33 protein-coding genes are annotated in these 26,367 nt (G+C 68.3%); 23 read left to right on the top strand and 10 right to left on the bottom strand.

The genetic code is table 11. The annotated features are described in order from the left end of the window. The 12 genes from tuf to rpsQ all read left to right on the top strand — a co-directional run bounded on the left by tuf (position 1) and on the right by rpsQ (position 6,496). Positions 1-1,191 carry an elongation factor Tu gene (gene tuf, locus MKK84_RS13165; RefSeq protein ID WP_243920333.1) on the top strand — a complete coding sequence of 397 codons (1,191 nt, stop codon included), beginning with the start codon at positions 1-3 and terminating at the stop codon, positions 1,189-1,191. 80 nt (positions 1,192-1,271) lie between these two features. After that, positions 1,272-1,580 carry a 30S ribosomal protein S10 gene (rpsJ, locus tag MKK84_RS13170; protein WP_043351245.1) on the top strand — a complete coding sequence of 103 codons (309 nt, stop codon included), beginning with the start codon at positions 1,272-1,274 and terminating at the stop codon, positions 1,578-1,580. Positions 1,581-1,631: 51 nt separating this feature from the next. Next, positions 1,632-2,357, top strand: a complete 726-nt coding sequence (gene rplC, locus MKK84_RS13175) for a 50S ribosomal protein L3 (RefSeq protein WP_243920336.1) — start codon at positions 1,632-1,634, stop codon at positions 2,355-2,357. After that, the gene (rplD, locus tag MKK84_RS13180) at positions 2,357-2,977 is read left to right on the top strand and encodes a 50S ribosomal protein L4 (RefSeq protein ID WP_091719328.1); all 621 of its coding nucleotides are present in this window, start codon (positions 2,357-2,359) and stop codon (positions 2,975-2,977) included. Before rplC ends, rplD begins: the two co-directional genes overlap by 1 nt. Beyond that, on the top strand, positions 2,974-3,270 hold the full coding sequence (locus tag MKK84_RS13185) for a 50S ribosomal protein L23 (RefSeq protein ID WP_020094257.1): 297 nt from the start codon (positions 2,974-2,976) through the stop codon (positions 3,268-3,270). Before rplD ends, MKK84_RS13185 begins: the two co-directional genes overlap by 4 nt. Before the next feature lie 25 nt (positions 3,271-3,295). Then, positions 3,296-4,132, top strand: coding sequence for a 50S ribosomal protein L2 (gene rplB / locus MKK84_RS13190; protein ID WP_243920338.1), 837 nt, complete (start codon positions 3,296-3,298; stop codon positions 4,130-4,132). A gap of 5 nt (positions 4,133-4,137) precedes the next feature. Next, complete coding sequence (gene rpsS / locus MKK84_RS13195) at positions 4,138-4,416, top strand: 30S ribosomal protein S19 (RefSeq protein ID WP_192708807.1); 279 nt, start codon at positions 4,138-4,140, stop codon at positions 4,414-4,416. Position 4,417: 1 nt separating this feature from the next. Then, positions 4,418-4,804: a 50S ribosomal protein L22 gene (gene rplV / locus MKK84_RS13200; RefSeq protein ID WP_243920340.1), complete on the top strand. Its 387-nt coding sequence runs from the start codon at positions 4,418-4,420 to the stop codon at positions 4,802-4,804. Between the two features lie 10 nt (positions 4,805-4,814). Then, positions 4,815-5,555 carry a 30S ribosomal protein S3 gene (gene rpsC, locus MKK84_RS13205; protein WP_243920342.1) on the top strand — a complete coding sequence of 247 codons (741 nt, stop codon included), beginning with the start codon at positions 4,815-4,817 and terminating at the stop codon, positions 5,553-5,555. An 11-nt stretch (positions 5,556-5,566) separates the two neighbouring features. After that, positions 5,567-5,980 carry a 50S ribosomal protein L16 gene (rplP, locus tag MKK84_RS13210; protein ID WP_091719330.1) on the top strand — a complete coding sequence of 138 codons (414 nt, stop codon included), beginning with the start codon at positions 5,567-5,569 and terminating at the stop codon, positions 5,978-5,980. Positions 5,981-5,992: 12 nt separating this feature from the next. Beyond that, positions 5,993-6,208, top strand: coding sequence for a 50S ribosomal protein L29 (gene rpmC, locus MKK84_RS13215; RefSeq protein ID WP_243920344.1), 216 nt, complete (start codon positions 5,993-5,995; stop codon positions 6,206-6,208). Positions 6,209-6,229: 21 nt separating this feature from the next. Next, positions 6,230-6,496 (top strand): 30S ribosomal protein S17, encoded by a 267-nt coding sequence (rpsQ, locus tag MKK84_RS13220; protein ID WP_243920346.1) that lies wholly within the window; start codon positions 6,230-6,232, stop codon positions 6,494-6,496. A gap of 356 nt (positions 6,497-6,852) precedes the next feature. Here the strand turns inward: rpsQ and recA are convergent, their stop codons facing one another. Together recA and cckA are read right to left on the bottom strand one after the other, a co-directional pair. Then, positions 6,853-7,914 carry a recombinase RecA gene (gene recA / locus MKK84_RS13225; protein ID WP_409566500.1) on the bottom strand — a complete coding sequence of 354 codons (1,062 nt, stop codon included), beginning with the start codon at positions 7,912-7,914 and terminating at the stop codon, positions 6,853-6,855. Positions 7,915-8,218: 304 nt separating this feature from the next. Next, complete coding sequence (gene cckA / locus MKK84_RS13230; RefSeq protein ID WP_243920350.1) at positions 8,219-10,981, bottom strand: cell cycle histidine kinase CckA; 2,763 nt, start codon at positions 10,979-10,981, stop codon at positions 8,219-8,221. Positions 10,982-11,137: 156 nt separating this feature from the next. Between cckA and MKK84_RS13235 the strand changes: the two genes are divergently transcribed. The 4 genes from MKK84_RS13235 to MKK84_RS13250 are packed head-to-tail and all read left to right on the top strand — an operon-like array spanning position 11,138 to position 13,903. Then, positions 11,138-11,413: a hypothetical protein gene (locus MKK84_RS13235; RefSeq protein ID WP_243920352.1), complete on the top strand. Its 276-nt coding sequence runs from the start codon at positions 11,138-11,140 to the stop codon at positions 11,411-11,413. Then, positions 11,410-11,592: a hypothetical protein gene (locus MKK84_RS13240; RefSeq protein ID WP_243920354.1), complete on the top strand. Its 183-nt coding sequence runs from the start codon at positions 11,410-11,412 to the stop codon at positions 11,590-11,592. Before MKK84_RS13235 ends, MKK84_RS13240 begins: the two co-directional genes overlap by 4 nt. An 8-nt stretch (positions 11,593-11,600) precedes the next feature. Beyond that, the gene (locus MKK84_RS13245; RefSeq protein WP_243920356.1) at positions 11,601-12,605 is read left to right on the top strand and encodes a helix-turn-helix domain-containing protein; all 1,005 of its coding nucleotides are present in this window, start codon (positions 11,601-11,603) and stop codon (positions 12,603-12,605) included. Then, positions 12,605-13,903: an MFS transporter gene (locus MKK84_RS13250; protein ID WP_243920357.1), complete on the top strand. Its 1,299-nt coding sequence runs from the start codon at positions 12,605-12,607 to the stop codon at positions 13,901-13,903. The genes MKK84_RS13245 and MKK84_RS13250 overlap by 1 nt, the downstream gene beginning before the upstream one ends. Positions 13,904-13,995: 92 nt before the next feature. On the opposite strand, the gene flhB is transcribed toward MKK84_RS13250, so the two are convergent. The 6 genes from flhB to flgB form a co-directional block, all read right to left on the bottom strand. Further along, positions 13,996-15,063 carry a flagellar biosynthesis protein FlhB gene (gene flhB / locus MKK84_RS13255; protein WP_243920359.1) on the bottom strand — a complete coding sequence of 356 codons (1,068 nt, stop codon included), beginning with the start codon at positions 15,061-15,063 and terminating at the stop codon, positions 13,996-13,998. A gap of 12 nt (positions 15,064-15,075) precedes the next feature. Further along, a complete protein-coding gene (fliR, locus tag MKK84_RS13260; RefSeq protein WP_243920361.1) occupies positions 15,076-15,837 on the bottom strand; it encodes a flagellar biosynthetic protein FliR in 762 nt (253 codons plus the stop codon). A gap of 51 nt (positions 15,838-15,888) precedes the next feature. After that, positions 15,889-16,155: a flagellar biosynthesis protein FliQ gene (fliQ, locus tag MKK84_RS13265; RefSeq protein ID WP_243920363.1), complete on the bottom strand. Its 267-nt coding sequence runs from the start codon at positions 16,153-16,155 to the stop codon at positions 15,889-15,891. Between the two features lie 109 nt (positions 16,156-16,264). After that, on the bottom strand, positions 16,265-16,579 hold the full coding sequence (gene fliE, locus MKK84_RS13270) for a flagellar hook-basal body complex protein FliE (RefSeq protein ID WP_243920365.1): 315 nt from the start codon (positions 16,577-16,579) through the stop codon (positions 16,265-16,267). Positions 16,580-16,598: 19 nt separating this feature from the next. Then, positions 16,599-17,006 carry a flagellar basal body rod protein FlgC gene (gene flgC, locus MKK84_RS13275; RefSeq protein WP_243920366.1) on the bottom strand — a complete coding sequence of 136 codons (408 nt, stop codon included), beginning with the start codon at positions 17,004-17,006 and terminating at the stop codon, positions 16,599-16,601. Between the two features lie 40 nt (positions 17,007-17,046). Then, positions 17,047-17,448: a flagellar basal body rod protein FlgB gene (flgB, locus tag MKK84_RS13280; RefSeq protein ID WP_243920367.1), complete on the bottom strand. Its 402-nt coding sequence runs from the start codon at positions 17,446-17,448 to the stop codon at positions 17,047-17,049. Positions 17,449-17,816: 368 nt separating this feature from the next. On the opposite strand from flgB, the gene MKK84_RS13285 reads away from it, so the two are divergent. Further along, positions 17,817-19,112: a hypothetical protein gene (locus tag MKK84_RS13285; RefSeq protein ID WP_243920368.1), complete on the top strand. Its 1,296-nt coding sequence runs from the start codon at positions 17,817-17,819 to the stop codon at positions 19,110-19,112. Positions 19,113-19,190: 78 nt separating this feature from the next. Then, the gene (locus MKK84_RS13290) at positions 19,191-19,412 is read left to right on the top strand and encodes a hypothetical protein (protein ID WP_243920369.1); all 222 of its coding nucleotides are present in this window, start codon (positions 19,191-19,193) and stop codon (positions 19,410-19,412) included. Between the two features lie 98 nt (positions 19,413-19,510). Here the strand turns inward: MKK84_RS13290 and MKK84_RS13295 are convergent, their stop codons facing one another. Next, positions 19,511-20,815, bottom strand: a complete 1,305-nt coding sequence (locus MKK84_RS13295) for an MFS transporter (protein ID WP_243920370.1) — start codon at positions 20,813-20,815, stop codon at positions 19,511-19,513. 214 nt (positions 20,816-21,029) lie between these two features. On the opposite strand from MKK84_RS13295, the gene dnaN reads away from it, so the two are divergent. From dnaN to recF, 4 genes are read left to right on the top strand one after another with little or no spacing between them, the layout of a single operon-like run. Further along, positions 21,030-22,151: a DNA polymerase III subunit beta gene (gene dnaN, locus MKK84_RS13300; RefSeq protein WP_243920371.1), complete on the top strand. Its 1,122-nt coding sequence runs from the start codon at positions 21,030-21,032 to the stop codon at positions 22,149-22,151. Between the two features lie 10 nt (positions 22,152-22,161). Further along, on the top strand, positions 22,162-22,413 hold the full coding sequence (locus tag MKK84_RS13305; RefSeq protein WP_243920373.1) for a type II toxin-antitoxin system ParD family antitoxin: 252 nt from the start codon (positions 22,162-22,164) through the stop codon (positions 22,411-22,413). Positions 22,414-22,424: 11 nt separating this feature from the next. After that, entirely contained in the window at positions 22,425-22,706 is a 282-nt protein-coding gene (locus MKK84_RS35905) for a type II toxin-antitoxin system RelE/ParE family toxin (protein WP_409566501.1), read from the top strand. Next, a complete protein-coding gene (gene recF, locus MKK84_RS13315) occupies positions 22,699-23,835 on the top strand; it encodes a DNA replication/repair protein RecF (protein ID WP_243920378.1) in 1,137 nt (378 codons plus the stop codon). The genes MKK84_RS35905 and recF overlap by 8 nt, the downstream gene beginning before the upstream one ends. 3 nt (positions 23,836-23,838) lie before the next feature. Here recF and MKK84_RS13320 read toward each other — a convergent pair whose 3' ends face one another. Next, a complete protein-coding gene (locus MKK84_RS13320) occupies positions 23,839-25,554 on the bottom strand; it encodes a methyl-accepting chemotaxis protein (protein WP_279599512.1) in 1,716 nt (571 codons plus the stop codon). Positions 25,555-25,967: 413 nt separating this feature from the next. Between MKK84_RS13320 and MKK84_RS13325 the strand changes: the two genes are divergently transcribed. Next, the gene (locus MKK84_RS13325; protein ID WP_243920381.1) at positions 25,968-26,363 is read left to right on the top strand and encodes a VOC family protein; all 396 of its coding nucleotides are present in this window, start codon (positions 25,968-25,970) and stop codon (positions 26,361-26,363) included. The last annotated feature ends 4 nt before the right edge of the window (positions 26,364-26,367 follow it).

The following is a 26,367-nucleotide window of genomic DNA, read 5'->3' on the forward strand; positions in this document are numbered from 1 at the left end:
ATGGGCAAGGAAAAGTTCGCTCGCACCAAGCCGCACTGCAACATCGGGACGATCGGGCACGTCGATCACGGCAAGACGTCACTGACGGCGGCGATCACGAAGGTGCTGGCTGAGACGGGCGGGGCGACGTTCACGGCCTACGACCAGATCGACAAGGCTCCGGAGGAGAAGGCGCGCGGGATCACGATCTCGACGGCGCACGTGGAGTACGAGACGGCCAACCGTCACTACGCGCACGTGGATTGCCCCGGCCACGCCGACTACGTGAAGAACATGATCACGGGCGCGGCGCAGATGGACGGCGCGATCCTGGTGGTGTCGGCGGCCGACGGCCCGATGCCGCAGACCCGCGAGCACATCCTGCTGGCCCGTCAGGTCGGCGTTCCGGCGCTGGTGGTGTTCCTCAACAAGGTCGACATGGTCGACGACGAGGAGCTGCTGGAGCTGGTCGAGCTGGAGGTGCGCGAGCTTCTCTCGAAGTACGACTTCCCGGGCGACGACATCCCGATCACCAAGGGCTCGGCGCTGATGGCGCTGGAGGACAAGGAGCCGAAGATCGGCAAGGAGGCGGTCCTGGCGCTGATGGCGACGGTGGACAGCTACATCCCGCAGCCGGAGCGTCCGATCGACATGCCGTTCCTGATGCCGATCGAGGACGTGTTCTCGATCTCGGGCCGCGGCACGGTGGTGACGGGCCGCGTCGAGCGCGGGATCGTGAAGGTGGGTGAGACGGTCGAGATCGTCGGCATCCGCGACACGCAGACCACGACGGTGACCGGCGTGGAGATGTTCCGCAAGCTGCTCGACCAGGGTCAGGCGGGCGACAACGTCGGCGTGCTGCTGCGCGGCACGAAGCGCGAGGACGTGGAGCGCGGCCAGGTCGTGTGCAAGCCGGGTTCGGTGAAGCCGCACGCCAAGTTCAAGGCCGAGGCGTACATCCTGACCAAGGAAGAGGGTGGCCGTCACACGCCGTTCTTCACGAACTACCGGCCGCAGTTCTACTTCCGCACGACGGACGTGACCGGGATCTGCACGCTGCCCGAGGGCACCGAGATGGTGATGCCGGGCGACAACGTGACCATGGACGTGGTGCTGATCGTGCCGGTGGCCATGGAAGAGAAGCTGCGCTTCGCCATCCGCGAGGGCGGCCGCACCGTCGGTGCCGGCGTCGTCGCCGCCATCAACGACTGAACTCGAGCAAGCATCCTTAGCAGGGCGCGGCGGGGCCAAGGTCCCGCACACCCCGCCGTCCCTCTGTAGGTTCTAGGAACATGAACGGTCAGAACATCCGTATCCGCCTGAAGGCGTTCGACCACCGCATCCTCGATGCGTCGACCAAGGAGATCGTCTCCACGGCCCGGCGCACCGGCGCGACCATCCGGGGTCCGATCCCGCTGCCGACGCATATCGAGAAGTTCACCGTCAACCGCTCGCCGCACATCGACAAGAAGTCGCGCGAGCAGTTCGAGATGCGCACGCACAAGCGGGTGCTCGATATCGTCGATCCGACGCCGCAGACCGTGGACGCGCTGATGAAGCTCGACCTCGCCGCCGGCGTGGACGTGGAGATCAAGCTCTGAGTCCGCTGAGGACTTAGAGCTTACCGTTTCATCGCGCGAGGGAGAGAACCTATGCGCTCAGGCGTCATCGCACAGAAGGTCGGCATGACCCGCGTCTTTACGGACGCGGGGGAGCATGTCCCCGTCACAGTGCTTAAGATCGATCAGTGCCAGGTGGTTGCCCACCGCACCGTCGAGAAGAACGGCTACGTTGCGCTGCAGGTCGGCGTCGGCAAGGCCAAGGTCAAGAACGTCTCGGCTGCCGAGCGGGGCCGCTTCGCGGTCGCCAAGGTCGAGCCGAAGAAGAAGCTCGCCGAGTTCCGCGTGTCCGAGGACGCGCTGATCCCGGTCGGTGCTGAGATCACGGCGGACCACTTCATCCCCGGCCAGTTCGTGGATGTGACCGGCACCACCACCGGTAAGGGCTTCGCGGGCGGTATCAAGCGCTGGAACTTCGGCGGTCTGCGCGCCACCCACGGCGTGTCGATCTCGCACCGTTCGATCGGTTCGACCGGTGGCCGTCAGGATCCGGGCAAGACCTTCAAGAACAAGAAGATGCCGGGTCACCTCGGTGTCGAGCGGGTCACCACCCAAAACCTGCGCGTCGTGCGCACCGATCCCGAGCGTGGGCTGATCCTGGTCGAGGGCGCGGTGCCGGGTGTCGCCGGCGGCTGGATCCAGATCCGCGATGCGGTGAAGCGCAAGCTCCCCGCTGACGTTCCGCTGCCGGGCAAGTTCCGTGAGAACGGCGCGCCCATCCCGGCTCCCGAAGCCGCTGCGGCTGAGGAGACCGCGTGATGAAGCTCGATATCAAAACCCTCGACGGCGCTGGCGCCGGCTCGGTTGAGCTGAACGAAGAGATCTTCGGCCTGGAGCCCCGCGCTGACCTGCTTCAGCGTATGGTTCGCTGGCAGCTCGCCAAGCGGCGCGCCGGTACCCATGCCGTTCAGAACCGCTCGGACGTGAACCGGACCCGCAAGAAGCTGTACAAGCAGAAGGGCACCGGTAACGCCCGCCACGGCGCAGCCTCCGCACCGCAGTTCCGCGGTGGTGGCCGGGCCTTCGGTCCGGTGGTTCGTGACCACAGCCACGACCTTCCCAAGAAGGTCCGCGCTCTGGCCCTGCGCCACGCCCTGTCGGCCAAGGCCAAGGCTTCGACCCTGATCGTCGTGGACGACATCAAGATCGAGGATCACAAGACCAAGGGGCTCGTCGAGCGTTTCGGCAAGATGGGCCTCTCCAACGCGCTGATCATCGGCGGTGCCGAGGTCGACGTGAATTTCGGCCGTGCCGCCCGCGCCATCCCGCAGATCGACGTGCTGCCCGTGCAGGGCATCAACGTCTATGACATCCTGCGCCGCGACACGCTCGTCCTGACGAAGGCTGCCGTCGACGCGCTGGAGGAGCGTTTCAAATGAGTGCCGATCCGCGCCACTACGACATCGTTGTCTCCCCGGTGATCACCGAGAAGGCGACGAACCTGACCGAGCAGAACAAGGTTGTCTTCCGCGTCGCCCCCAAGGCGACGAAGCCTCAGATCAAAGAGGCGGTCGAGAAGCTGTTCGACGTGAAGGTCACGGCCGTGAACACCCTTGTCACCAAGGGAAAGAAGAAGATTTTCCGCGGCCTCCGCGGACAGCGCTCCGACGTGAAGAAGGCGATCGTGACCCTGGCCGAGGGCCACTCGATCGACGTCACGACCGGGCTCTGAGGACGGGTTTTAGGGATCCAAGCCGATGGCCTTGAAGACATTCAAACCGGTCACGCCGAGCCTGCGCCAGCTCGTACTCGTCGACCGCCGTGAGCTCTACAAGGGCAAGCCGGTGAAGGCGCTGACGGAGGGCAAGTCGTCCTCCGGCGGCCGCAACAACCTGGGTCGCATCACTGTCCGCTTCCGCGGCGGCGGCCACAAGCGTGTACTGCGCAACGTCGACTTCAAGCGTCGCGAGCAGCTGGGCGTGTCTGCCACCGTGGAGCGGATCGAGTACGATCCGAACCGCACGGCGTTCATCGCGCTGATCAACTTCCCCGACGGGAAGCAGAGCTACATCCTGGCCCCCCAGCGCCTTCAGCCGGGCGACAAGGTGGTGGCCGGCGAGAGCGTCGACATCAAGCCGGGCAATGCTGCCCCGGTCGGCTCGATGCCGGTGGGCACGATCGTCCACAACGTGGAGCTGAAGATCGGCAAGGGCGGCGCGATCGCCCGCTCGGCTGGCAACTACGCGCAGATCGTTGGCCGCGATCAGGGCTACGTGACGCTCCGTCTGAACTCGGGCGAGCAGCGGCTGGTCCACGGCCAGTGCTTCGCCAGCGTCGGTGCGGTCTCGAACCCGGATCACATGAACATCTCGCTCGGTAAGGCCGGGCGTAACCGTTGGCTCGGCAAGCGCCCGCACGTCCGCGGCGTGGCGATGAACCCGGTCGACCATCCGCACGGCGGCGGCGAGGGTCGTACCTCGGGCGGCCGCAACCCGGTCACGCCCTGGGGCGTGCCCACCAAGGGGAAGAAGACCCGGTCCAACAAGCGGACCGACGTGTTCATCCTGTCCAGCCGCCACAACCGCAAGAAGTAATCGCTATGGCACGCTCTCTCTGGAAGGGGCCGTTCGTCGACGGCTACCTCTTCAAGAAGGCCGAAGCGGCGCGGGGTTCCTCGCGCTCCGAGGTCATAAAGATCTGGAGCCGCCGCTCCACGATCCTTCCGCAGTTCGTCGGGCTCACCTTCGGTGTTCACAACGGGCAGAAGCACATCCCGGTCTACGTGTCCGAGGAGATGGTCGGTCACAAGTTCGGCGAGTTCTCGCCGACCCGCACCTTCCCGGGCCATGCGGCCGACAAGAAGGCGAAGAGGCGCTGAGATGGGCAAGCAAGCCACCCCCCGCGCGCTCCCCGAGAACGAGGCGAAGGCCGTTGCGCGCATGCTGCGCGTCAGCCCGCAGAAGCTCAACCTCGTGGCGCAGATGATCCGCGGCAAAAAGGTCGACACGGCCCTTGCCGAGCTCGAGTTCTCGCGCAAGCGGATCTCGACCGAGGTCAAGAAGTGCCTCGAGAGCGCCATTGCCAACGCCGAGAACAACCACGATCTGGATGTCGACGATCTCGTCGTCTCCGAGGCCTTTGTGGGCAAGGCGCTGGTTCTCAAGCGCTTCCACGCTCGCGCCCGCGGTCGCGGTGCGCGTATTCTGAAGCCCTTCTCGAACCTCACCATCGTGGTTCGTGAAGTCCGCCAGGCCGAAGCGGCTTGAGGAGGAACTGATGGGCCAGAAAGTCAACCCGATCGGTCTTCGGCTCGGCATCAACCGGACCTGGGATTCCCGCTGGTTCGCCAACAAGGGCGACTACGCGAAGCTCATGCACGAGGACGTCGCGATCCGCGCCGCCCTCATGAAGCAGCTCAAGCAGGCGGCGGTCTCCAAGATCGTCATCGAGCGTCCGCACCGGAAGTGCCGCGTCACCATCCACTCGGGTCGTCCGGGCGTGGTGATCGGCAAGAAGGGCGCGGATATCGAGAAGCTGCGCAAGCTCGTCGGCACGATGACCAAGGCCGACGTGACCATCAACATCGTGGAGGTGCGCAAGCCCGAGATCGATGCCACCCTGGTGGCCGACTCGATCGCGCAGCAGCTCGAGCGCCGCGTCGCCTTCCGGCGCGCCATGAAGCGGGCCGTTCAGTCGGCCATGCGTCTGGGCGCCGAGGGCATCCGGATCAACTGCTCGGGCCGTCTCGGCGGCGCCGAGATCGCCCGCCAGGAATGGTACCGTGAGGGACGCGTCCCGCTGCACACGCTGCGCGCCGACGTCGATTACGGCACTGCCACGGCGTTCACGACGTATGGTACTTGCGGCATCAAGGTTTGGGTGTTCAAGGGCGAGATCCTTGAGCATGACCCGATGGCCCAGGATAAGAAGGCCCAGGAAGAGGGTGGCCGCTCCGGCGGACGCCGTGAGCGCGATGGCGAGGGCGGCCGCGAGCGCGGACGCCGCGAGCACGCGTAAGGTAGGAAGCCATGCTGCAACCGAAAAAGACTCGCTTCCGTAAGCAGTTCAAGGGCCGCATCCACGGTGCGGCCAAGGGCGGCTTCGAGCTGAACTTCGGCCAGTTCGGTCTGAAGGCGGTGGAGCCCGAGCGCGTCACTGCTCGCCAGATCGAGGCGGCCCGCCGCGCGATCACCCGCGAGATGAAGCGCCAGGGCCGCGTTTGGATCCGGGTGTTCCCGGACGTGCCGGTCTCCTCGAAGCCGACCGAAGTCCGCATGGGCTCCGGTAAGGGCGCTCCGGATTACTGGGCTGCCCGCGTGCATCCCGGCCGGATCATGTTTGAGGTCGACGGCGTTGCCGAGGCCATCGCCAAGGAGGCGCTCCGCCTCGGCGCCGCGAAGCTCCCGATCCGTACGCGGGTCGTCCAACGCATCGCCGACTGAACGGAGGCTATCGTGAAGTCGACCCAGAGAGTGTCTGATCTCAAGGCGTTGTCGCCGGATCAGTTGAATGACGAGTTGCTGAACCTCAAGAAAGAGCAGTTCAACCTGCGCTTCCAGGGGGCCACTGGCCAGCTCGAGAACGTCGCCCGCGTCCGTGAGGTCCGCCGCGACATCGCCCGTGTCCGGACTCTGCAGCGTTCCAAGACGCTGCAGCAGGCCAAGGCCTGAGGCGGGTTTTAGGAGACAACCATGCCGAAGCGCATCCTGCAGGGCACCGTCGTCAGCGACAAGGGTGAGAAGACCATCGTGGTGAAGGTGGAGCGTCGCTTCACGCACCCGGTGATGAAGAAGACCGTCCGCCGGTCGAAGAACTACCATGCGCATGACGAGGCGAATGTCGCCAAGGTCGGGCAGACGGTGTTCATCGAGGAGTGCCGTCCGTTCTCGAAGACCAAGACCTGGAAGCTGGTCGAGGGCGAGGCGGCGGTTCAGGCCGAGGCTGGCGAGGCCGCTTGATCTGATGGCTTGGCGGCTGCGGGCGACCGCATTCGCCAGATCGTTTCTATTCGAATCGACGAAAGCCCGGGCAAGGCCGACCTTCATTGGTCGGACTCGCACCGGGCTTCGTCGTTTGAGGATTGCGTTCGGCCTTGGTGCCGATGGTTGTACCTATGCGCATCAGATCAAGCCTAGCCTGTGCGATCGTCCTTGAGCCTCCGGCATTATGCGGCGGTCGGTTTCGACGGGCATCTCGACCTTCGGCGTTGGCACGGCGCTCGGAAAGAAAAACGGCCCCGGAGATGCCCCGGGGCCGTTCTACGTCTCTTGCGAAGAATGCCGCCGCAAACCCTCTCAGATTGCGGCAGCGCCGATCAGGCCTCGCCCTCGTCGAGATCGTCCGCGCTCGGCGTCGCGGTCTCCAAAATCTTCTCGGCCACCAGCCCTGAGTTCTGCCGGATCGAGCCTTCGATCTCGGCGGCGATCTTCGGGTTGTCGCGCAGGAAGCCCTTCGAGTTCTCGCGGCCCTGGCCGAGGCGCTGGCTGTTGTACGAGAACCAGGCGCCCGACTTCTCGACGATCCCGGCCTTCACGCCGAGATCGATCAGCTCGCCGACCTTCGACACGCCCTCGCCGAACATGATGTCGAACTCGACCTGCTTGAACGGTGGCGCGACCTTGTTCTTCACCACCTTGACGCGGACCTGATTGCCGATCGCCTCGTCCCGGTCCTTCAGGGTCGAGATACGGCGGATGTCGAGGCGCACCGAGGCGTAGAACTTCAGGGCGTTGCCGCCCGTGGTGGTTTCGGGGCTGCCGTACATCACGCCGATCTTCATCCGGATCTGGTTGATGAAGATGACCATGCAGTTCGACCGCGAGATCGAGCCGGTCAGCTTGCGCAGGGCTTGGCTCATCAGGCGCGCCTGCAGGCCGGGCTGGCTCTCGCCCATCTCGCCTTCGATCTCGGCCCGCGGGGTCAGCGCGGCGACCGAATCGACCACCAGCACGTCAATGGCGCCGGAGCGCACCAGCGTGTCCGTGATCTCCAGGGCCTGCTCCCCGGTGTCGGGCTGCGAGATCAGCAGGTCGTCGAGATTGACCCCGAGCTTGCGGGCATAGACCGGATCCAGCGCATGCTCGGCGTCGATGAAGGCGCAGACCCCGCCCTTCTTCTGGGCTTCCGCGATGGTGTGAAGGGCGAGCGTCGTCTTGCCCGATGATTCAGGGCCGTAGATTTCCACGACGCGACCGCGCGGAAGGCCGCCGACGCCGAGCGCGATGTCGAGCCCGATCGAGCCGGTGGAGACGGTTTCGACCTCCTGCACCTTGTCGTTCTTGCCAAGCCGCATGATCGAGCCCTTGCCGAAGGCACGCTCGATCTGAGACAGGGCGGCGTCGATCGCCTTGGACTTGTCCTTGTCCGCGGGGGGCATGTCGACCACTTTCAATGCGGGCTGGGCCATCTGGCGGCATCCTTATGAAGGGGTTGAGCGCCGTTCACAACGCGCGTCAACGTCGGTCTTGTGTACCTGTTTTGTTCTCAATCGGCAAGGGCGCGCGGGTGTTCTGACCGGGCGTTGTGCCCGTCAATTTGCATTGCATGCGTTGCGGGAGCGTGGCTGGTCCGTCTCGCGCTGTGGGATCCGGCGTTGTGCGATGGCCGCGCCGCCCCTCATACCCGGCGTGCCGGGATGAGGCTGTTTGCGCCGGTGCCTGAAGGGTCGGTGGCCCAGCCCCTCAGCTTGCCATCGTCTTTTTCACGGTCTCGACGAGCTGCTTCAGGCTGAAGGGTTTTGGCAGGAAGTTGAAGGTCTCGCCCTCCGGCAGGTTCTTGCGGAAGGCGTCCTCGGCGTAGCCGGAGACGAAGATCACCTTCAGGTCCGGCTGGTGCTTGCGCACTTCCCGCAGCAGGGTCGGACCGTCCATCTCCGGCATGACGACGTCGGAGACCACGAGGTCGATCGGCTGGGCGTTCTCACGCACGATCGCCAGCGCCTCGAGACCAGAGGCCGCCTCTAGGACCGTATAACCGCGGGCCGAGAGGGCCCGGCTGTTGACCGCGCGGACCGGATCCTCGTCCTCCACCAGCAGAATCGTACCCTGGCCAGTATGGTCGGCGGCGGGCTGGCGCGGCGGCGTCCGCTCGACCGGGGTCGCAGGCCCCACGGGTTCGATCTTTCCCTCGGCCTTCGACGAACCAGGCAGCCGTGCGGCGTCCGTCCGCGGTAAGGCTGGTGCGGGGGCCGGGAGCGGCACCTCCTCGGGTTCCGCCACCGGTATGTGGCGCGGCAGGTAGATCCGGAAGGCGGTGCCCTCCCCGACCGTGGACTGCACGTCGATCGTGCCGCCGGACTGCTTGACGATACCGAACACCGTCGAAAGCCCGAGGCCCGTGCCCTTGCCGATCTCCTTGGTGGTGAAGAACGGCTCGAAGATCTTCTCCATCAGCTCGGGCGGGATGCCCTGTCCGGTGTCGCGGACCTCGATCAGCACGTGATCGCCCGCAGGCGCACCGCCCCGCCCTTCGGCCACCGCTGCGGGACCCGGATCGGTGACGTTCTCGGTGCGGATCACCAGTTTGCCGCCCTCCGGCATCGCGTCGCGGGCGTTGACCGCGAGGTTCACGATCACCTGCTCGAACTGGTTGACGTCGGCCTTCACGGGCCAAACCTCGCGGCCGTGCTTCAACTCCAGGGCGACTCGCTCGCCGAGCAGCCGCTTCAGCAGGAGCGTGAGCTCCGACAGCGCCTCGCCGACACTCATCACCTCAGGCCGCAGGGTTTGGCGGCGGGAGAACGCCAGGAGCTGGCGGACGAGGCCCGCCGCCCGATTGGCGTTCTGCTTGATCTGCATGATGTCTTGGAAGGCCGGATCGGTCGGCCGGTGGCTCGCCAGCAGCAGGTCCGAGTAGCCGATGATCGCCTGCAGCACGTTGTTGAAGTCGTGCGCGATGCCGCCCGCGAGCTGACCCACGGCGTTCATCTTCTGGGCCTGGGCGACCTGCTGCTCCAGCTGGCGCTGCGCCGTCGTGTCGAGGGCGTACAGGATGACGCGCTCGGCCTCGTCGGTCTGCTGCCCGGGATCGCCGCCGTCGGCGGGGCTCAGCCAGACCCGCGCGGAGCGGCCACCGGGTCCGGTCAGCTGAACCTCGATCGGCTCGGGATCGGTCATCCCGCGCGATGCCCGGGCGAGCCCGGCTTCGAGGCTGGTGCGGTCGGTCACCGAGTCGCCGACGTTGGGCTCGGCCCGGTGCGTGCCGTCCCCGTCGATGGCGCCGTCCTCGGCCTGCCGCGGCACCGTACCGAACAGCCGGGTGAAGGAGGCGTTGGCCCGGGCGATCCGCCCCGTGCTGTCGAGGGTCGCGATGGCAATCGGCGAGTTGTTGAGGAACCTGGCGAGGCGGACCTCGGCGGCGCGCTGCGGCTCGTCGGTCTCGGCCCCGGCGGAGCGGTTGATCACGAAGGTCCGCGAGGAGCCGGGCTTGCCGTCCTTGCCGAAGGCGATCCGGTGGTAGAGCCGCACCGGCAGGGTGTGGCCGTTCCGGCGGCGCAGGTCGAGGTCGAAGCGGTCGGTCCGCACCTCGCCGGGCATTCCGGCGGCGCGCACGAGGACGTCGGCCTCGGGGGCGATCTCGGTGAGGTGTGGGCCACCGGGGCCGACGCTCGCGAGGTCGTAGCCGAGCCAGGCCGCCAGCGTGGCGTTCATGTACACGATGGCGCCGGCCGGATCGATCGACAGGAAGCCGGCCGGGGCGTGGTCGAGATAATCGATCGCGTGCTGGAGTTCCTGGAAGACGTTCTCCTGGCGCTCGCGTTCGGCGGTGATGTCGGCGACCGTCCAGAGGGCGGCGGCCCGGCGCGCGCGGGCCAACGGCCGGACCGAGACCCGGTACCAGCCGAAGCTGCGCTCGCCGGCGAGCGGGCCGAGCGGCGGCGACATCCGCACCTCTTCGGTGTGCGCCCGGGCGTCGCGCGAGGCCTGCGACAGGCGGTAGACCGCCTCGGAGACCTCCGGCGGCCCGACCAGGATGCGCTCCACCGGCACGAGGTTCGAGAAGGTGTCGCCCCCGGCGATCCGCAGATAGGCCTCGTTGGCGTAGATCAGCCGGCCGCCATCCTCGACCACCAGTGCGCCGTCCGGCGAAGCGTCGACGATGCCCTTGGTGATGTCGTCCCGGGCGGCGCTGCCGCTGAGCTGAAGCGCGCCGATGGCGAGGGCGAACAGGAAGAACACGCCCGCCATGGCGAGCAGGGCGAGCAGCCACACGATCAGCGACTGGGCCTGCTCGTTGGCCACGAAGGACAGGCCGATGGCGGCTCCGACCAGAAGGCCCGCCAGGACGAGCAGCAGCCCGACCCGGCCCGGCTGCTCCGAGCGGTCGATCGAGCCGGTCGCCTGCGGCGCAGCCGGCTGCGATCCCGCACCCTGAGCGGCGACGACCGGCAATCCTGCATTCGGCGCGCCTGCGGCGGGTGCCGGAGGTCCAGTCACGTCGGCCATCGGCTTCATTTCCAGAACGTTCCCCCCGGTTAGGCCGGCCGGCCATATCAGGGCAAGGGCCGCGCGGCATCACGCGCATCGCGCCAAGCCTCGGCCCAGCCTCGCGAAAAAAGGTGGACGAAGCGTGGCTTTCGCGCGGTTTCACGCGCTGACGCAATGCCATCCGGGGATTGGGAGCTTCTTCCGGCCGCCGATGACCGTGGCGTCACGACGCCGGACGCCGACAAACGCGACAGATCCAAGAGCGCGGCCGCCGCGCCGGCCAACGCGAAGGAGGATTGCTCGCCGCGCATATCCGAGCTGGGGTTTGTCGCGTTCGACCATGAGCCTCATCCGTCTTCGCCCTCGCGCGTCGGGCAGATCGACCGGACCGACGCGGCACGCCGGGTGTCGCGGCCCGCACCACTGGGCGAATTGATCACGAAAGCGTGATCGACTGGCTGCTCGGACCTCGCATCTCGTTACAGTCCGCATTGATATTCGAGACGTTCATGCAGACGAAACCCATGTCCAAGCGGCGACAGCCGCTCAACCGTGTGGATCCGGGCGCGTATGCGCGCCGCGTCGAACCGGCTCGATCACGCGGCGCTGCCGAACCGGTCACCGCCTGACTCCGCGCGTGGAAAAACTCTCCTTTGCGGCTCGGGGGACGGACGGCGCCGGCTTCGAGAGCTATCGGCGCCTCTACGGCATCGGCGCCGATGTCGAGCCCGCCGATGGGCCGTTCCGCGCCGAGGTTCGGATCCGGCGTTTCCGGCGGATGATCCTGTTCGAGCGGGAACTCGGCGGCCTGCTGCACATGCGTGGTCCCGGGCGCGTGCGCCATGATGGCTTCGACCACATCACGCTGCACCTCCTGTTGTCCGGCGATCTCAGCGGCGGCCCCCTCGGCGCCGGCCATCGCCTGCGGCCGGGCGAGATCATGGTGGTGGATACGCGCCGACCGCACTGGACGCGGGTCGAACGGGCCCGATTGATCACCGTCCAGCTCGCCCGCGAGGTGGTCGAGGCCTCGGTCAGCGATCTGGAACCGGTGCACGGGATCGTCCTGCCCGCGGCCGCTGCCGGGCTGCTGGCCGATTTCACTGCGTCCCTGGTCCGCCGGGCGGACGATCTGCCCCCGGTCGCGGTGGAGCGTGCGGCTGCCACGGCGGCCGAACTCCTCGGCCTGGGCTTGAGCGTCGCGACGGCCGCGCCGTTGGCGCGCCTCCTCTCGACCGAGGCGTCGCAGCCGCTGCGGCGGATCCGAGGCGAAGCCTATATCGATGCGCATTTGGCCGACCCGGGCCTGAACAGTTCGGCGATCGCGGCTGGGATCGGAGCCTCCCGGAGCAGCCTGTACGCGGTCTTTGCCGATGAGGGTGGCATTGCCCGCTTCATCCAGAGGCGACGGCTCGAGCGTCTGCGCGCGGACCTGCGCCGTTCCGAGGACGGCCGGACCGTGTCGGCCCTCGCCCACGCGCATGGCTTCGCGGACGAGAGCGGGTTCAACCGCGCGTTCCGGGCTGCCTTCGGCATGCCCCCCGGCCGGTACCGCGCCGCTATGCGGGAGGCCCGGGAGGACCGGTCCGGAGACGGGCCGACCGACGCCGTCCTGGTCCGCTGGACGAGCGAACTGTATTGATGGCCGATCTGGAACGTCGTTACGCGTCGTTCGGCCTGTCGGAGCGGCGGCTGGTGATCCTGCTCGCGGCGACGCAGCTGCTGGCGTTCAGCGACCGCTTCCTGATCACCCTGGTGGCACAGCCGCTGAAGCTGGACCTCGCCCTCTCGGACGCGCAGCTCGGTATCCTCCAGGGATCGGCCTTCGCCCTCCTCAACGCGGCCGCCATGCCGTGGGCCGGGGGCGTCGCGGATGCCGGGCACCGCAGGATCCTGCTGATGGCCAGCGTTCTGGTCTGGAGCGTAGCCACCCTCGCGTGCGGGCTCGCGACCAGCTTCGCGATTCTGCTCGCCGCCCGGGCCTTCCTTGGACTCGGGCAGGCCGCGGTCGCGCCCGCGGCGCTGTCGCTGATGGCGCATCGCTTGCCGCGGCGCAGACTGGGGCGGTCGGTGGCGCTCCTGACCGCCGGAGCCAGTCTCGGCCGCAGTCTCGCCCTCCTGGCAGGCGGGGCGGTTCTGGCCTTGCTGACGGCGGCGCACGACCTGAATCTGCCCGGCTACGGAACGCTCCATCCCTGGCAGGCGCTCTTCCTGCTGGCCTGCCTGCCGAACATCGCGCTCCTGATCGGGCTCCGGCGGGTGGTCGAGCCGCCCGCGGCGCCGCAGCGCGAGGGGCGGCCGGCCCTCGCCTGGGTCGTCCGGCACCGCGCCGCCTATGGGCCGCATTTCGGCGCCGCCGCGGCGGCTGTCCTGATCGGGCAGACCCTGACCGCCTGGGCGCCGACCTTCTACGTGCGCGTCCACGGCCTGACGCCCGCCGAGGCTGGCTTACGGCTCGGGCTTCTGGTGCTCATCGCGGCGCCGGTCGGGCACCTCGCGGGTGGGCGCTGGCTCGACCGCGCCCGGGCTTTCGCGCCCCGGCGGGCGGCCTCGTACGGACTCGCGATGGGCCTGGCGGCTGCACCGGCCTGCACGGCCGCGATGGTCCTCACGGCCGACCGCGCGATGTCGCTGGCGGCGTTCGCAGGGCTCGTGGCTGTGCTTGGCTTCACTTCCCCATCCGCTCTGGCGGGCCTCCAGCTCCTCACGCCGCGGGCGCTCCGCGGCCGCGTGAGCGCCGCCTTCGTGGCCGGGGTGACCCTGGTCGCCTTCGGGGCGGGCCCGGCCCTCGTCGGGCTGATCAACGACCGGATGGTCGGCCCGGCGCAAGTCGGGACGGCGATGCTGGCCGTGTTCGGCGTCGCCTCCCTGATCGGGATCGCCTTCGCCCTGGCGACACGCCCTCTCGCAGGCCGTCGGCGGGCCGTGTCTGAGAGCTGAGCCCGATCGCGTCGCAATCGTGCGCGGCTCTAAGCTCTCGTCGTGACGCGCTTTCTGACGCCGACCCGGCGTCCCTTTCGTCGGAGAGCGCTCTAAGCCGCCCGACGCCGCAGACGCAGCACGAAGCCGATCACCTCAGCCACCGCGCGGAAATGCTCGGCGGGGATCTCGCCGTCGATCTCCACGGTGGCGTGCAGCGCCCGGGCCAGCGGCGGGTTCTCGATCACCGCGACGCCGTGCTCGGCCGCCATCGCGCGGATGCGCAGGGCCAGCGAGTCGACGCCCTTGGCAACGCAGATCGGCGCCGCCATGCCGGTCTCGTAGCGTAGGGCCACCGCGTAGTGGGTCGGGTTGGTGACCACCACGGTGGCGGTCGGCACGGCGGCCATCATCCGCTTCCGCACCCGGGCCATGCGGAGCTGTCGCATGCGGCCCTTCACCTCCGGGTTGCCGTCCGACTCCTTCATCTCCTGCTTCATCTCCTCCTTCGACATGCGGTGGCGCTTGCGCCAGCGGAACCGCGCGTAGAGGGCATCGCCCAGGGTGATCGCGAGATGCACGCACAGCATGCCGGCGAGCAGCCGCAGGCTCAAGGAGAGGATCGCCGGCAGGGCCGCAGCGGGATCGAGCTGGACGAACACCTCCAGCCGGTCGCGGTCGTTCCACAGGACCACGCCGCCCACCACGCCGACGGTGCAGATCTTGGCCAGCCCCTTGCCGAACTGGAACCACGCCTCGATGCCGAGCAGGCGCTTCACCCCGGCCATGGGCGAGAGCCGCTCGAATTTCGGCATCAGCGTCTCGGCGGTGAACACCAACGGGTGCTGGAGCAGCCCGGCGGCGAGCCCGGCAACCACGGCGAGGCCCACCGGGACGGCCACCGCCTGCAGCCACAGCCAGAGCGCCCGCACGGCTGCGGCCCGCATCGCGGTGGCGTCGTCCGGCAGGGTGTGGGCGTTGGCGAGGTAGGCCCTGAGCCCGTACAGCAGGTTCTGCGCGATGCTGGGCGCCGCGAGCAGCAGCGCGAGGGTGAAGGCCGCCAGGATCGCGAAGGTGTTGATCTCGGTGCTGGTCGCGACGTCGCCGCGCTCGATCGCCTGATCCAGCCGCCGTTGGGACGGCTCCTCGGTCTTGTCCTCGTCGTCCGCGCCTTCGGCCATCCCGCGACTACCTCAGCGCCCGATCGATTCGGCGAGGTATCGGCCCATATCGTCCAGGAAGACGCCCATCATCACGCCGAGGCAGCCCATCAGGATCACGACGCCCACCAGCACCGAGGCCGGGACCGCCAGGGCGAACACCTGCAATTGCGGCATCAGGCGCGACAGCACGCCGAGGCCCAGATTGAACAGGATCCCGAACGCGATGAACGGCCCGGAGATCTGCATCGCCAGGGTGAAGCCGCGGGCGAGCGCCCGGGTCGCCAGCGTGAGCGCGTCCGAGAAGGCCGGGACCCCATCCGGCGGCAGGACGTCGTAGCTCCGCGCCAAGCCCTCGATGGCGAGGTGGTGCAGATCGGTGGTGAAGATCAGCGTGATGCCCAGCAGCGACAGGAAGTTGCCGATCGCCACCTGCTGGCCGCCCTGGCTCGGATCCACGGTCATCGCGTAGGACAGGCCGATCTGCGCTGCGATGATCGTCCCGGCGGTCTGGAGGGCCGCAAGCACCATCCGCACCGAGAGGCCGAGGACCAGCCCCACGATCGTCTCGCCGAACAAAAGCCCGATCAGCCGCGGCCCGGCGAGACCCTCCGTGCCGCCGAGCAAAGGACGAACGGTCGGGAACAGCACCAGGGTGGTCAGCACCGCGAAGGCCAGCCGCAGGCGCGGCGAGACCGACTGTTCGCCGATCCCGGGCATCAGCATGATCAGCGTGCCGACGCGCGCGAAGGTGATCAGGGAGGCCGAGGCGATCCCGGGCAGGAGGAGGTTCATCGCCGCCCCCCTGACACGCGGATTGCGCCGCTGTCGTGGCCGGGACGGACCTCACCCGCCCATCGCGATGCGGGCGGCGATGCGGGTCATGTAGCCCGCCATGGCGTCGCCGATGAAGGGCAGCATCAGGAGCAGCACGGCGAAGACTGCCACGACCTTGGGGACGTAGATCAGGGTCTGCTCTTGGATCTGGGTCAGGGCCTGGACCAGCGAGACCGCGAGGCCCACCGCCAGGGAGACGAGCATCAGCGGTCCGGCGATCTTCAGGAACACGAAGATGCCGTCGCGGGCGACGTCGAGGATGGCGAGTCCGGTCATGGCAAGGACGGATCCGAAGGAAAACAGGTCATAGTTTCAAAAGGTCGTCGACCTTTTGCGGGTGCAGGGCGGAGCCCTGCCAAAGGGCGGAGCCCTTTGGGATCCCCGGTCAGATCTGCATCCGCATGATCTCCTCGTAGGCGGAGATCATGCGGTCGCGCACGGCGACCATGGTCTGGAGGGCGGTCTCGCTCTCGGCGACCGCGGTGACCACGTCCACGACGTTGGCCTTGCCGGATGCGGCCGAGACCGCCTGGGCATCGGCCCGGCGCCCGGCATCGCCGACGTTCTCCAGCGTCTTGCCGAGGAACTGCATGAAGTCGGTGCCGGTCTCGGCCGTCGACTGCACCTTGGGGACGGGCCGGCCGGAGGCGATGCCCTGGACGGCGGCGTAGGCGCCCGCCGCGAAGTTGCTCGAAGCCATCGCTATCGCTCCTGACCGATCACTTCAGGATGCCGAGTGTCTGGGACAGCATCTTGCGCGTGGCGGTGATCATGTTGAGGTTCGCCTCGTAGGAGCGCTGGGCCTCGCGCAGGTCCATGTTTTCGACCAGCGCGTTGACGTTGGGCATCTGCACCTCGCCCCGTGCGTTGGCAGCGGGGTTGCCGGGCTCGAACTTGGTCCGGAAGGCGGACGGGTCGCGCCGGACGCGGCCCGCTTCCACGAGCCGGGCGCCGGTCTCGTCGTCGAGGTGGCTGGTGAAGCTCGGAATCTTGCGGCGATAGGGCTCCGCCCCAACCGAAGGCGGCGCGGAATCGGCATTGGCGATGTTCTCGGCGATGATCCGCATCCGGCCCGACTGGGCCTTGAGGCCGGCCGCCGCCACCGCCATCGACTTGCTGAATTCCATGGCTCAACGCCCTCCTCTCGCCACGTCCGGTCGGCCGACGTCAGCTCTTGCCGATGGCGATCTTCAGGGTGGTCAGACTGTGCTGGTAGAGCGAGGCGGCGAGCTGATAGTCCGACTGGTTGTCGCCGGCCTTCATCATCTCGTCTTCGAGATTGACCCCGTTGCCGCTCGGGCGGATCTCGAAACCCTTGGCGCGCTTGGCTTCGGCCCCGCCGCCCTGCCCCGCGGGCGCCAGATGGGCCGGACTCGTCAGGGCGAGGCTGGTCGAGCCGGAAGCCAGGGCGCCGGTCGCCCGATCGAAGCGCGGCTCGACGAGGTCGCGGGGCTTAAACCCCGGCATGTCGGCGTTGGCCACGTTCTCCGAGATCAGTCCCTGGCGCGCCTGGGCCCATTGCATCCGGGTGCGCAGCATGCCGAGCACGGGCAGATCGGTGAGGGCCATGGTCGCCTTCGGTCGGGCATCGCCGCGCCGGAACGAGCGCGCTCGGCAAAAACTGCCGCGCGCATGGTTAACGCTGCGTTAAACCCAGGATCGATGCCGCTGCGGTAGACGCGCCTAAGTCCGGATTCGACGCGTCGAGACGTGGCGACGGGCCCGGGGAAGTCCGTTCTTCCACAGCCGATACGGCGGCAGTGCGCTTCATTTCACGCCGTATTGTGTTGATGGCGTTGGTCTAAAAGGTCTGTTAACGACCCCTTAACGCCGTTTGCCTTGCAGCCCCTCCGGCGTGGTATGGACTCGTCCTTGCCGGGCGCGGACCAGCGGCGGCCGGAACGTGCGAGTGCGTAACCTTGCGATGGCTGCAATCCGTGTTCGGTTCTGACGGCTCCCCCATCGTTCAATATGTCGTGATCTTCGCCGTCATCTTTACGGCGCTGGCGGCAATCGTCTTCACGGTGCGGCGGCTCACGGGGCGGAACCTTGCGCTGCCGGGGCGGAACGGCGGCCGCGGGCGGCAGCCGCGGCTCGGCATCGTCGACGTGTACGAGCTCGATCGCGCCCGCCAGCTGATCCTGCTGCGTCGGGACAATGTCGAGCATCTGCTCCTCGTCGGCGGGCCCAACGACGTCGTGGTCGAGCGCAACATCCAGCGCAGCCAGCGTCCCCTGACGGAGGCGTCCCTGAGGGCGGATACCGCAGCGGACGCCCTCGACGAACCGCTGTCGGATCCTCTGGTCCAAGGCGGGCGCCTGTCCGAGCCGTCACGCGCTCTGCCCGAGATGTCCGGGCTGCGCGCCGAGCCGCTGTTCGATCCCGGCTTCGAGATGCCCGTGATCGTGCCCTCGCCCGTGCCGCGCTCCGGGGCGGGGCCGACCGTGAACCTGCCGCTTGATCCTGCGCTGCTCGGCGGCGACGAGCCCGGGCAGGACGTCTCCGAACCGCTGTTGCCGCTGGCGCCTGCGCCTCCTCAGAAATTCACCGAACCGCTGCGCGCTCCGGTTCGCGAGCCGGCCGCTCCGCGCCGGGTCATGAGCCGGACTGCGCCGCCGCTGGTCGATCCGCGGCCCGGCCCGGCCTCGGAGCGCGCCGCCGATCCGGCGCCCGCCGTGGATCAGACGGCCCGGCCGGCGCCGAGCCTCGCGGTCCCGTCCGAGCGCCGGAGCGTCGATCCGGCGATCCTCTCCGACATGGCCCGGCAGCTACAGGCGGCTTTGTCGCGTCCCTCGTCGGCGGTGACCCCGGCCCCGCCGCCCATCGCGGCCTCGGCCCCGGACGACGGCGTCGATCCGATCGCCGCCGCGATGGCGACCACTCCGCCGGTCTCCGCGACGCCGCCCGAACCGGTGCTGCCCTCAACCGTCGACATGCCTGTCGACGAGCCTGCACCGCCGAGCGTTGTGGCCGCAGCTCCGTCGGTCGCGGAGGTAGAGCCTCCGGAGGTGCCGGCTCCCGCACCGCCTCCGCCTGCACCCCCTCCTCCTGCGCCGGCCGTGGCCCGGCCCGAGCCGAAGGCGCCGCCCACGTTCCGGCCTCCGCCTCCGCCCGAGCCGTCCTCACCCCCGACACGCCCCGACGCGAAGACGTCGGGAAATCCCTTCTCCGTGGAGGAGATCGAGGCCGAATTCGCCCGGCTGCTGGGACGCCCGCTCGACAAGCGGAGCTGACCCCGATTCTTCGTGACCACACGGCGGTAACGCGGCGTTAACCATCTGCTGGAACGCTCGGGTCTGGAGGATGACCCGATGCTCTCTCTGAACGCCGAGACCGCCCGCCGCAGCCGCGCCTACCGCGCGTTCAAGCTCGATCGTGCCGGCCGCGTAGCCTCGGCCGAGATCGTTGCGGCCGAGGACGATGGCCATGCGCGTCGACAGGTGCGTGCCATGGCGGAGCGCAGCACGATCGAACTCTGGGAGCGGACGCGGTTCCTCGGCCGCTTCGAGCCCGCCGGGCCGGGACGGAACTAGAGCCGTGCCCGATCGCACTGCGATCGCGACTGGCTCCAAACCCCTGTTGTGACGCGCTCTCTCGCGCTGAACCGATACCCACGGCGGCGGTGCACGCTTTAGCGGCCCGCCGTCTCCGGCATTGCCAGCACGGCGAGGAAGCTGAGGACCGCCGCGACCCCCAGGTAGATCCCGACGAAGCCGATCCCGCCGATGTTGACAAGTTCCTGGGCGATGTAGGGCGCTCCGGAGGCGCCCAGGATTCCCGCTAGGTTGTAGGTGACCGAGGCGCCCGTGTAGCGGACCCGGGTCGGGAACAGTTCGGGCAGGACGGCGCCCATCGGGCCGAACACCCAACCCATGGACAGCAGCGCAAGGCACAGGAAGCCAAGGACCGGCGGCCATGTGCCGGTGCCGGCGGCATGGCCGAGCATCGGCCCCATCAGGAAGCCGAGCCCGAATACCGCGGCCATCCCGGAGAGCAGCACCGGCCGGCGGCCGAACCGGTCCGCGGCGGCGCCCGAGATCACGATGCCGAGCGCCATGAAGCAGACCGCGATGCACTCGAACAGCAGGAAGGTCGGCCGCGCGTAGCCGAGCGTGCCGGTGCCGTAGCCCAGCGCGAACACGGTCGAGAGGTAGAACACCGCGTAGACCGCCACCATGGCGAAGGTGCCCATGACGACCGCGCGCCCATGCTGCGTCAGCATGGTGGCGAAGGGCACGCGCTCCGGCCGGGCCTGGCTCAGCGCAGCCTTGAAAGCCGGCGTCTCGGTGAGCTTCAGGCGGACATAGAGCCCGACGCCCACGAGGGCTGCCGAAGCCAGGAACGGCAGGCGCCAGCCCCAGCTCTGGAAGCTCTCGGGCGTCAGGCCGAAGCTCAGCGCCAGGAAGCCGAGATTGGCCAGGATGAATCCGACCGGCGCGCCGAGCTGCGGAAAGATCCCGTACCAGGCCCGCCGGCCGGGCGGCGCGTTCTCGACCGCCAACAGGGCCGCGCCGCCCCACTCGCCGCCGAACCCGATGCCCTGGCCGCAGCGCAGGATGCAGAGCGCCGCCGGTGCCCACCAGCCGGCGGTGGCGTAGCTCGGCAGGCAGCCGATCAGGACCGTGGACAGCCCCATGATCAGGAGCGAGGCCACCAGGGTCGCCTTGCGGCCGACCCGGTCGCCGAAATGCCCGAACAGGGCTGCGCCCACCGGCCGGGCGACGAACGCGATCGCGAAGGTCGCGAAGGCGCTCAGCTGCTGCACGCCGGGCGCCCCGGCCGGGAAGAAGACCGGGCCGATCACGAGCGCGGCGGCGGTGGCGTAGATGTAGAAATCGAAGAACTCGATCGCCGTGCCGACGAAGCTCGCGGCCAGGATGCGCCCGGCGCTGGGCGGGGTGGCGGTCGCGTCGGCGCTTTCGACGGTCTGTAGCATGGCGGCGTTGCGATTTATCTTGACGGCAAACAGGATTGCGGCGCTTTCGCACGGGGCGGCGCCCGCGGGAACCCCGAAAGCGCGTCCGGTGCAGGTCGCCTGTGCGATGCACCGGCGCCGGTCTTGCGTTCGCCGGCCCCCTTCGCCAAGCTAATCGGCCCTAATCCGCGCGGGACGCCGGCCGCCGCGCCGTCCCTACCAGTCGAGTTTTGCGATGAGAGTCACTGTCGAGCGCGCGGCCCTACTCAGGTCGCTCGGCCACGTGCACCGGGTCGTCGAGCGCCGCAACACGATCCCGATCCTGTCGAACGTGCTGCTGCGCTCGGAAGGGTCCGGTCTCCAGCTGCGTGCGACCGACCTCGACATCGAGGTCACCGAGAGCGTGCCGGCGGATGTCGCCGATCCGGGCGCCACCACTGTCCCGGCGCACGTGATCTACGACATCGTGCGCAAGCTGCCCGACGGCGCGCAGGTCTCGCTGGAGACCGGCGGTGAATCCGGCCAGATGACGATACGCTCCGGCCGCTCGCGCTTCGCGCTGGGCGCCTTGCCGGAGGGCGACTTCCCGGATCTGGCCGCCGGCGAGATGCCCCACGGCTTCGAGATCGCCAGCGCGGACCTCAAGCGCCTGATCGACAAGACGCAGTTCGCGATCTCCACCGAGGAGACACGCTACTACCTGAACGGCATCTACCTGCACACGCTGGAGACCGAGAACGGCCCGGTGATGCGGGCGGTGGCAACCGACGGGCACCGGCTCGCGCGGGTCGAGATCTCCGCCCCCCAGGGCAGCGTCGGCATGCCGGGCGTGATCGTGCCCCGCAAGGCGGTGGCCGAGATCCAGAAGCTGCTCGACGACGGCGGCGATTCCGTCGCGGTCGATCTGTCGCCGGCCAAGATCCGCCTGCGCTTCGCGGGCGGCCTGACGCTGATCTCCAAGCTGATCGACGGCACCTTCCCGGATTACCAGCGGGTGATCCCGGCCAACAACGACAAGCGACTCATCGTCCAGCGCGACACCTTCGCCAAGGCGGTGGACCGCGTCTCCACGATCTCATCGGAGCGCGGGCGCGCCGTGAAGCTCGGCCTCGCCGAGGGCCGCCTCGCCCTCTCGGTGAACAACCCGGATTCCGGCAGCGCCACCGAAGAGCTTGACGTCGATTACGAGGCCGCCAGCCTCGATATCGGCTTCAACGCCCGCTACCTGCTCGACATCACGGCGCAGCTTGAAGGCGACACCGCCCTGTTCAAGCTCGCCGACCCGGGCTCGCCGACCCTGATCCAGGACCGCGAGGGCGCCCCGGCGCTTTACGTGCTGATGCCGATGCGGGTGTAAGCACGCTGCCATGCCAAGAACCGTCGTCCTTGACCCAGTGCAGGAGGCTTCGCTCGATCGCCTGGTTGCGGCTGGCCGTTATGGCTCGTCCGAAGAGGCGATCGCCGCCGGTGTGGCGTTGCTGCTCCGGCATGAGGACCGCCTCGCGACCCTCCATCAGTCTTGGCACGAGGGCGTCGAGAGTGGCGACTATCAACCCCTCGATGCCACGTTGGACGCTTTGGAAGCGCGCTACGGCGCCCTGGAAAAGGCCAGTCCTTGACGCCTGTCGTGGTGTCGTGGCGAGTCCGGGCGAACCCGCGCGAGATTGGTGATTTCATCGCCGCCGAGAATCCATCCCGTGCCCGCAGCTTCGTCTCGGAGCTGCGCACCCGGTGTCAGGCCCTCGGCCGGCAGCCCATGATGGGAAGACCCGCGCCGGAGGTTGCGCCAGACGTCCGGATCCTCGTATTCCGGTCTTTCCTCATCCTCCATCGCGTCTTCGACGACCGAATTTCGATCGATCGCGTCGTGCATTCAGCCCGTGATCGCTCCACCTTGCCATCCAATGAGTGACTCCGACACGGCCGGCAGCGCGCGCGTCACGCGCCTGATCGCCCGCGATTTCCGCAACCACGCCGATCTCGAACTGAACCCTGCTGCCCGCTTCGTCGCGCTGGTCGGGGAGAACGGGGCGGGCAAGACCAACCTGCTCGAAGCGCTCTCGCTGTTCGTGCCGGGCCGGGGCCTGCGCCGGGCCGAGTTCGCCACCATGGCGCGTGCCGGGGGCCCAGGGGGCTTTGCCGTGTCCCTCACTCTGGACCGGGACGGGGCCGAGCACCGGCTCGGCACCGGCTTGGAGCCGCCGGGCCCGGACGGGCGCTCGAGCCGGCTCTGCCGGATCGACGGCGCCCCCGCATCTTCGCCCGTCGCGTTCTGCGAGTTCCTTCGGGTGGTCTGGCTGACGCCGGATCTCGACGGGCTGTTCCGCGGCGCGGCCGGCGACCGGCGCCGGTTCCTCGACCGTCTCGTGCTGGCGGTCGATGCCGGCCACGGGGCGCGGGTCTCCGCGATGGAGCGCGCCCTGCGCTCGCGCAACCGCCTGCTGGAGGACCGGCCCGACGACGACCGTTGGCTCGACGCGGTGGAGCGGGAGGTGGCCGAACTCGGCGTCGCCGTGGCTCTCGCCCGCCGGGAGACCGCGGAGCGCCTGGACCGGCTGATCGCCGAGACCCGGGACGACGCGCAGCCCTTCCCCTGGGCGTCGATCCGCCTGGAGGGCGACCTCGACGACCTCGTGGCGGTCTGGCCGGCCATCGAGGCGGAGGACCGCTTCCGCCTCGCCCTGCGCAACGGCCGCAACCGGGACCGCGCGGCTGGACGGACGTTGATGGGGCCGCAGACCAGCGACCTCGTGGTCCGCCACGGCCCCAAGGACGTGCCGGCGGGCACCGCCTCGACCGGTGAGCAGAAGGCCCTGCTGATCGGTCTTGTGCTGGCCCATGCGCGCTTGGTGCGTGCCATGAGCGGTATCGCCCCCGTGATCCTCCTCGACGAGGTGGCGGCGCATCTCGATCCGCGCCGCCGCGCTGGCTTGTTCGAGGCGCTGGAGGCCCTGCCCGGTCAGGTCTGGATGACCGGCGCCGACCCAAGCGCCTTCGCGCAGGCCGGCGACCGGACCGAGGTGCTGCGGATCGGAGCCTGAGCCTCAGGCCGCGCGGATCGTGCTTAGGAAGCGGGACACTTCCGCCCCGAGCTGTTCGGACTGCCGCGACAATTCGCTTGCCGCGCCGAGCACCTGCGTGGCGGCCGCGCCGGTCGCCTCGGACGCCTGCGCCACGCCCACGATGTTGCTGGTCACCTGATCCGTCCCGGTCGCCGCCTGGGAGACATTGCGGACGATCTCCTGGGTCGCCGCGCCCTGCTGCTCGACGGCCGCGGCGATGGTGGTGGCGACGTCGTTGATCTCCCGGATGCGTGCCGTGATGGTGTCGATGGCCGAGACCGCCTGCCCGGTGACCCCCTGGATCTGGCTGATCTGCTGGCTGATCTCCTCGGTGGCCTTGGCGGTCTGGCCGGCCAGTTCCTTCACCTCTGCCGCCACCACAGCGAAGCCGCGACCCGCCTCGCCAGCCCGCGCCGCCTCGATCGTGGCATTCAGCGCCAGCAGGTTCGTCTGCCCGGCGATGTTGGAGATCAACCCGACGACCTCGCCGATGCGCGTGGCCGCCTGCACAAGCGCCTTGACGAGGTGCTGGGTCTGGTCGGCCTCACCGACCGCATTCTGGGCGAGATCGGCCGAGCCAAGCACCTGCCGGCCGATCTCCTGCACCGAAGAGCCCAACTCCTCGGCGGCGGCCGCCACGGTCTGGACGTTGGTGGAGGCCTCCTCGGCCGCCGCCGCAACGGTCGTGGACTGGTTGGCGGTCTCGGTGGCGCTGGCCGTCATGCTCTGGGCGGTAGCCTGCAACTCGGTGGCCGAGGACGAAACCATCCCGACGATGCCGCCCACCGCTCGCTCGAACCCGTCGGCCAGCTCCAGCATGGTGCGCCGGCGCTCCGCGAGCGCCGACTCGTCGGCGCGGCGCTTGACCTCGGCCTCCTCGGTGGCCTTGCGGGCGACCATGGTCTTGATGCCTTCCACGGCCTTCCCGACCGCCCCGATCTCGTCCCGGCGGGCGGCCTCGCGGATCTCGGCGTCGATCTCACCCTGCGCCATGCGCTGCAGGACCTTGACCAGGCGATCGAGCGGCCGTGTGATGCCCACCATCGCGATGAACACCGCTGCCAATAGGCCGGCCAGCATCCCGAGGGCGCTGACGGTCATCAGGGTCTGACGGGTGGCGTTGGTCTGGTCGGTCAGGTCGTCCGAGCCCTTCAGCATGTAGGCGGTGATCGCATCGGCAAGTTCGTTGCCCTCGGCCAGCATACCTGTGAAGGTCGGATCGATCGCCGTATGGATCAGCGCGATGGCCTGCTCGTTCTGGTTGCTGGTGCCGAGCCGGCGAACCTCGCTCACATCCTTGACGTAGCGCTCGATTCGGACCGTCATCGCGTCGATGCGCGGCGTGAAGGTCTGGGCATGCGCCCGCAGGTTGGGGAGCAGCGCCGTCACCTTCGGCAGGACGGCCTCGAAGCCCCGATTGGCGTCCTGCATCTGGCCCGGGTCCGTCTCCGCGATGACCCGATACACCCAATAGTTGAGTTCGACCATCAAACGGTTGAGCCGGCGCGCCTCGGCGACGGCCGCCGCCTCGTTGTTGATGAAGCGGCTGTATTCATCGTCAATTTTGGTCATGCGCGACTGGGCATACCAGACGCAGCTGCCGACAATCATACTAATCAGTGCGATGACTGCTGCTATCTTCGGCAGAATTTTGACGTTGGACAGGCGTAACACGGCTTTGGGCCTCCCGATCGACATCGATGGCAGACGAGTGCAGGGCTGCGGCGTCGATTTCTGGATTGCTAGTAAAATGGTTTTAACAAATGGTTCTTGTCAAGGGATGATCTGCAAGCTTCGATTTGGTTCATTGTTGCGTGGCGCAACATAACTTATTGCAGCGATCGAATATGAAGACCTATGAATTAAATATTTGATTTGGAATGATCTAGTGCCCGGTATTGCGTCTTCAGCTCATATATTTGGGTTCGTGTGCTTGAATGTATACCATCGGAAAATATCTTCGCCGTTGCACCCGGCGTTTCGCGACCATGGCAAGCGCTGCGGGCGACCGAACGACACCTCTGGGGCGTGCCGACCTTTTCTGCGGACGCCGGGGCGCCACATAGAGGTTCGGCACGCAGCAAGCGCGTGCGCTCGGAACTTTCTAACGCATGTCCAAGCCCGTCCACGCCATGATCCGCGTCCTCGAAGAGGATCGCGCACGCGACTACTATGCCCGCGCCTTCGGGCTCGAAGTGTCCGACCGCTTCGACTTCCCGGATTTCACCCTGATCTACCTGCGCGCCCCTGCCTCGCCGTTCGAGCTGGAGCTCACGGTCAACAAGGGGCGGGACAGGCCCTACGACCTCGGCGACGGCTACGGCCACATCGCCTTCGTGATCGACGACGTCGAGGCTGAGCACGCGCGGCACAAGCGCGAGGGCTTCACGGCCACCGATCTGAAGACGCTCAAGCACGGCGAGGACGTGCTGGCGCGGTTCTTCTTCGCGACCGATCCGGACGGGTACAAGATCGAGGTCATCCAGCGCGGCGGGCGCTTCGCCTGACCGC

The sequence above is a fragment of the Methylobacterium sp. E-065 genome (genome assembly GCF_022829605.1).
Lineage (GTDB): Bacteria > Pseudomonadota > Alphaproteobacteria > Rhizobiales > Beijerinckiaceae > Methylobacterium.

Coding starts and splice junctions, on each gene's coding strand:
- MKK84_RS13250 (WP_243920357.1), top strand. CDS start 12,605: ATGGCCGATCTGGAACGTCGTTACGCGTCGTTCGGCCTGTCGGAGCGG.
- rplV (WP_243920340.1), top strand. CDS start 4,418: ATGGGCAAGCAAGCCACCCCCCGCGCGCTCCCCGAGAACGAGGCGAAG.
- rpsC (WP_243920342.1), top strand. CDS start 4,815: ATGGGCCAGAAAGTCAACCCGATCGGTCTTCGGCTCGGCATCAACCGG.
- rpsJ (WP_043351245.1), top strand. CDS start 1,272: ATGAACGGTCAGAACATCCGTATCCGCCTGAAGGCGTTCGACCACCGC.
- cckA (WP_243920350.1), bottom strand. CDS start 10,981: ATGGCCGACGTGACTGGACCTCCGGCACCCGCCGCAGGCGCGCCGAAT.
- rplB (WP_243920338.1), top strand. CDS start 3,296: ATGGCCTTGAAGACATTCAAACCGGTCACGCCGAGCCTGCGCCAGCTC.
- rpsS (WP_192708807.1), top strand. CDS start 4,138: ATGGCACGCTCTCTCTGGAAGGGGCCGTTCGTCGACGGCTACCTCTTC.
- MKK84_RS13290 (WP_243920369.1), top strand. CDS start 19,191: ATGCTCTCTCTGAACGCCGAGACCGCCCGCCGCAGCCGCGCCTACCGC.
- MKK84_RS13325 (WP_243920381.1), top strand. CDS start 25,968: ATGTCCAAGCCCGTCCACGCCATGATCCGCGTCCTCGAAGAGGATCGC.
- flgB (WP_243920367.1), bottom strand. CDS start 17,448: ATGGCCCTCACCGATCTGCCCGTGCTCGGCATGCTGCGCACCCGGATG.
- recF (WP_243920378.1), top strand. CDS start 22,699: ATGAGTGACTCCGACACGGCCGGCAGCGCGCGCGTCACGCGCCTGATC.
- recA (WP_409566500.1), bottom strand. CDS start 7,914: ATGCCCCCCGCGGACAAGGACAAGTCCAAGGCGATCGACGCCGCCCTG.
- MKK84_RS13305 (WP_243920373.1), top strand. CDS start 22,162: ATGCCAAGAACCGTCGTCCTTGACCCAGTGCAGGAGGCTTCGCTCGAT.
- rplC (WP_243920336.1), top strand. CDS start 1,632: ATGCGCTCAGGCGTCATCGCACAGAAGGTCGGCATGACCCGCGTCTTT.
- rplP (WP_091719330.1), top strand. CDS start 5,567: ATGCTGCAACCGAAAAAGACTCGCTTCCGTAAGCAGTTCAAGGGCCGC.
- flhB (WP_243920359.1), bottom strand. CDS start 15,063: ATGGCCGAAGGCGCGGACGACGAGGACAAGACCGAGGAGCCGTCCCAA.
- fliR (WP_243920361.1), bottom strand. CDS start 15,837: ATGAACCTCCTCCTGCCCGGGATCGCCTCGGCCTCCCTGATCACCTTC.
- flgC (WP_243920366.1), bottom strand. CDS start 17,006: ATGGAATTCAGCAAGTCGATGGCGGTGGCGGCGGCCGGCCTCAAGGCC.
- rplD (WP_091719328.1), top strand. CDS start 2,357: ATGAAGCTCGATATCAAAACCCTCGACGGCGCTGGCGCCGGCTCGGTT.
- fliQ (WP_243920363.1), bottom strand. CDS start 16,155: ATGACCGGACTCGCCATCCTCGACGTCGCCCGCGACGGCATCTTCGTG.
- fliE (WP_243920365.1), bottom strand. CDS start 16,579: ATGGCTTCGAGCAACTTCGCGGCGGGCGCCTACGCCGCCGTCCAGGGC.
- tuf (WP_243920333.1), top strand. CDS start 1: ATGGGCAAGGAAAAGTTCGCTCGCACCAAGCCGCACTGCAACATCGGG.
- MKK84_RS13320 (WP_279599512.1), bottom strand. CDS start 25,554: ATGTCGATCGGGAGGCCCAAAGCCGTGTTACGCCTGTCCAACGTCAAA.
- MKK84_RS13235 (WP_243920352.1), top strand. CDS start 11,138: ATGCCATCCGGGGATTGGGAGCTTCTTCCGGCCGCCGATGACCGTGGC.
- MKK84_RS13185 (WP_020094257.1), top strand. CDS start 2,974: ATGAGTGCCGATCCGCGCCACTACGACATCGTTGTCTCCCCGGTGATC.
- rpsQ (WP_243920346.1), top strand. CDS start 6,230: ATGCCGAAGCGCATCCTGCAGGGCACCGTCGTCAGCGACAAGGGTGAG.
- MKK84_RS13295 (WP_243920370.1), bottom strand. CDS start 20,815: ATGCTACAGACCGTCGAAAGCGCCGACGCGACCGCCACCCCGCCCAGC.
- dnaN (WP_243920371.1), top strand. CDS start 21,030: ATGAGAGTCACTGTCGAGCGCGCGGCCCTACTCAGGTCGCTCGGCCAC.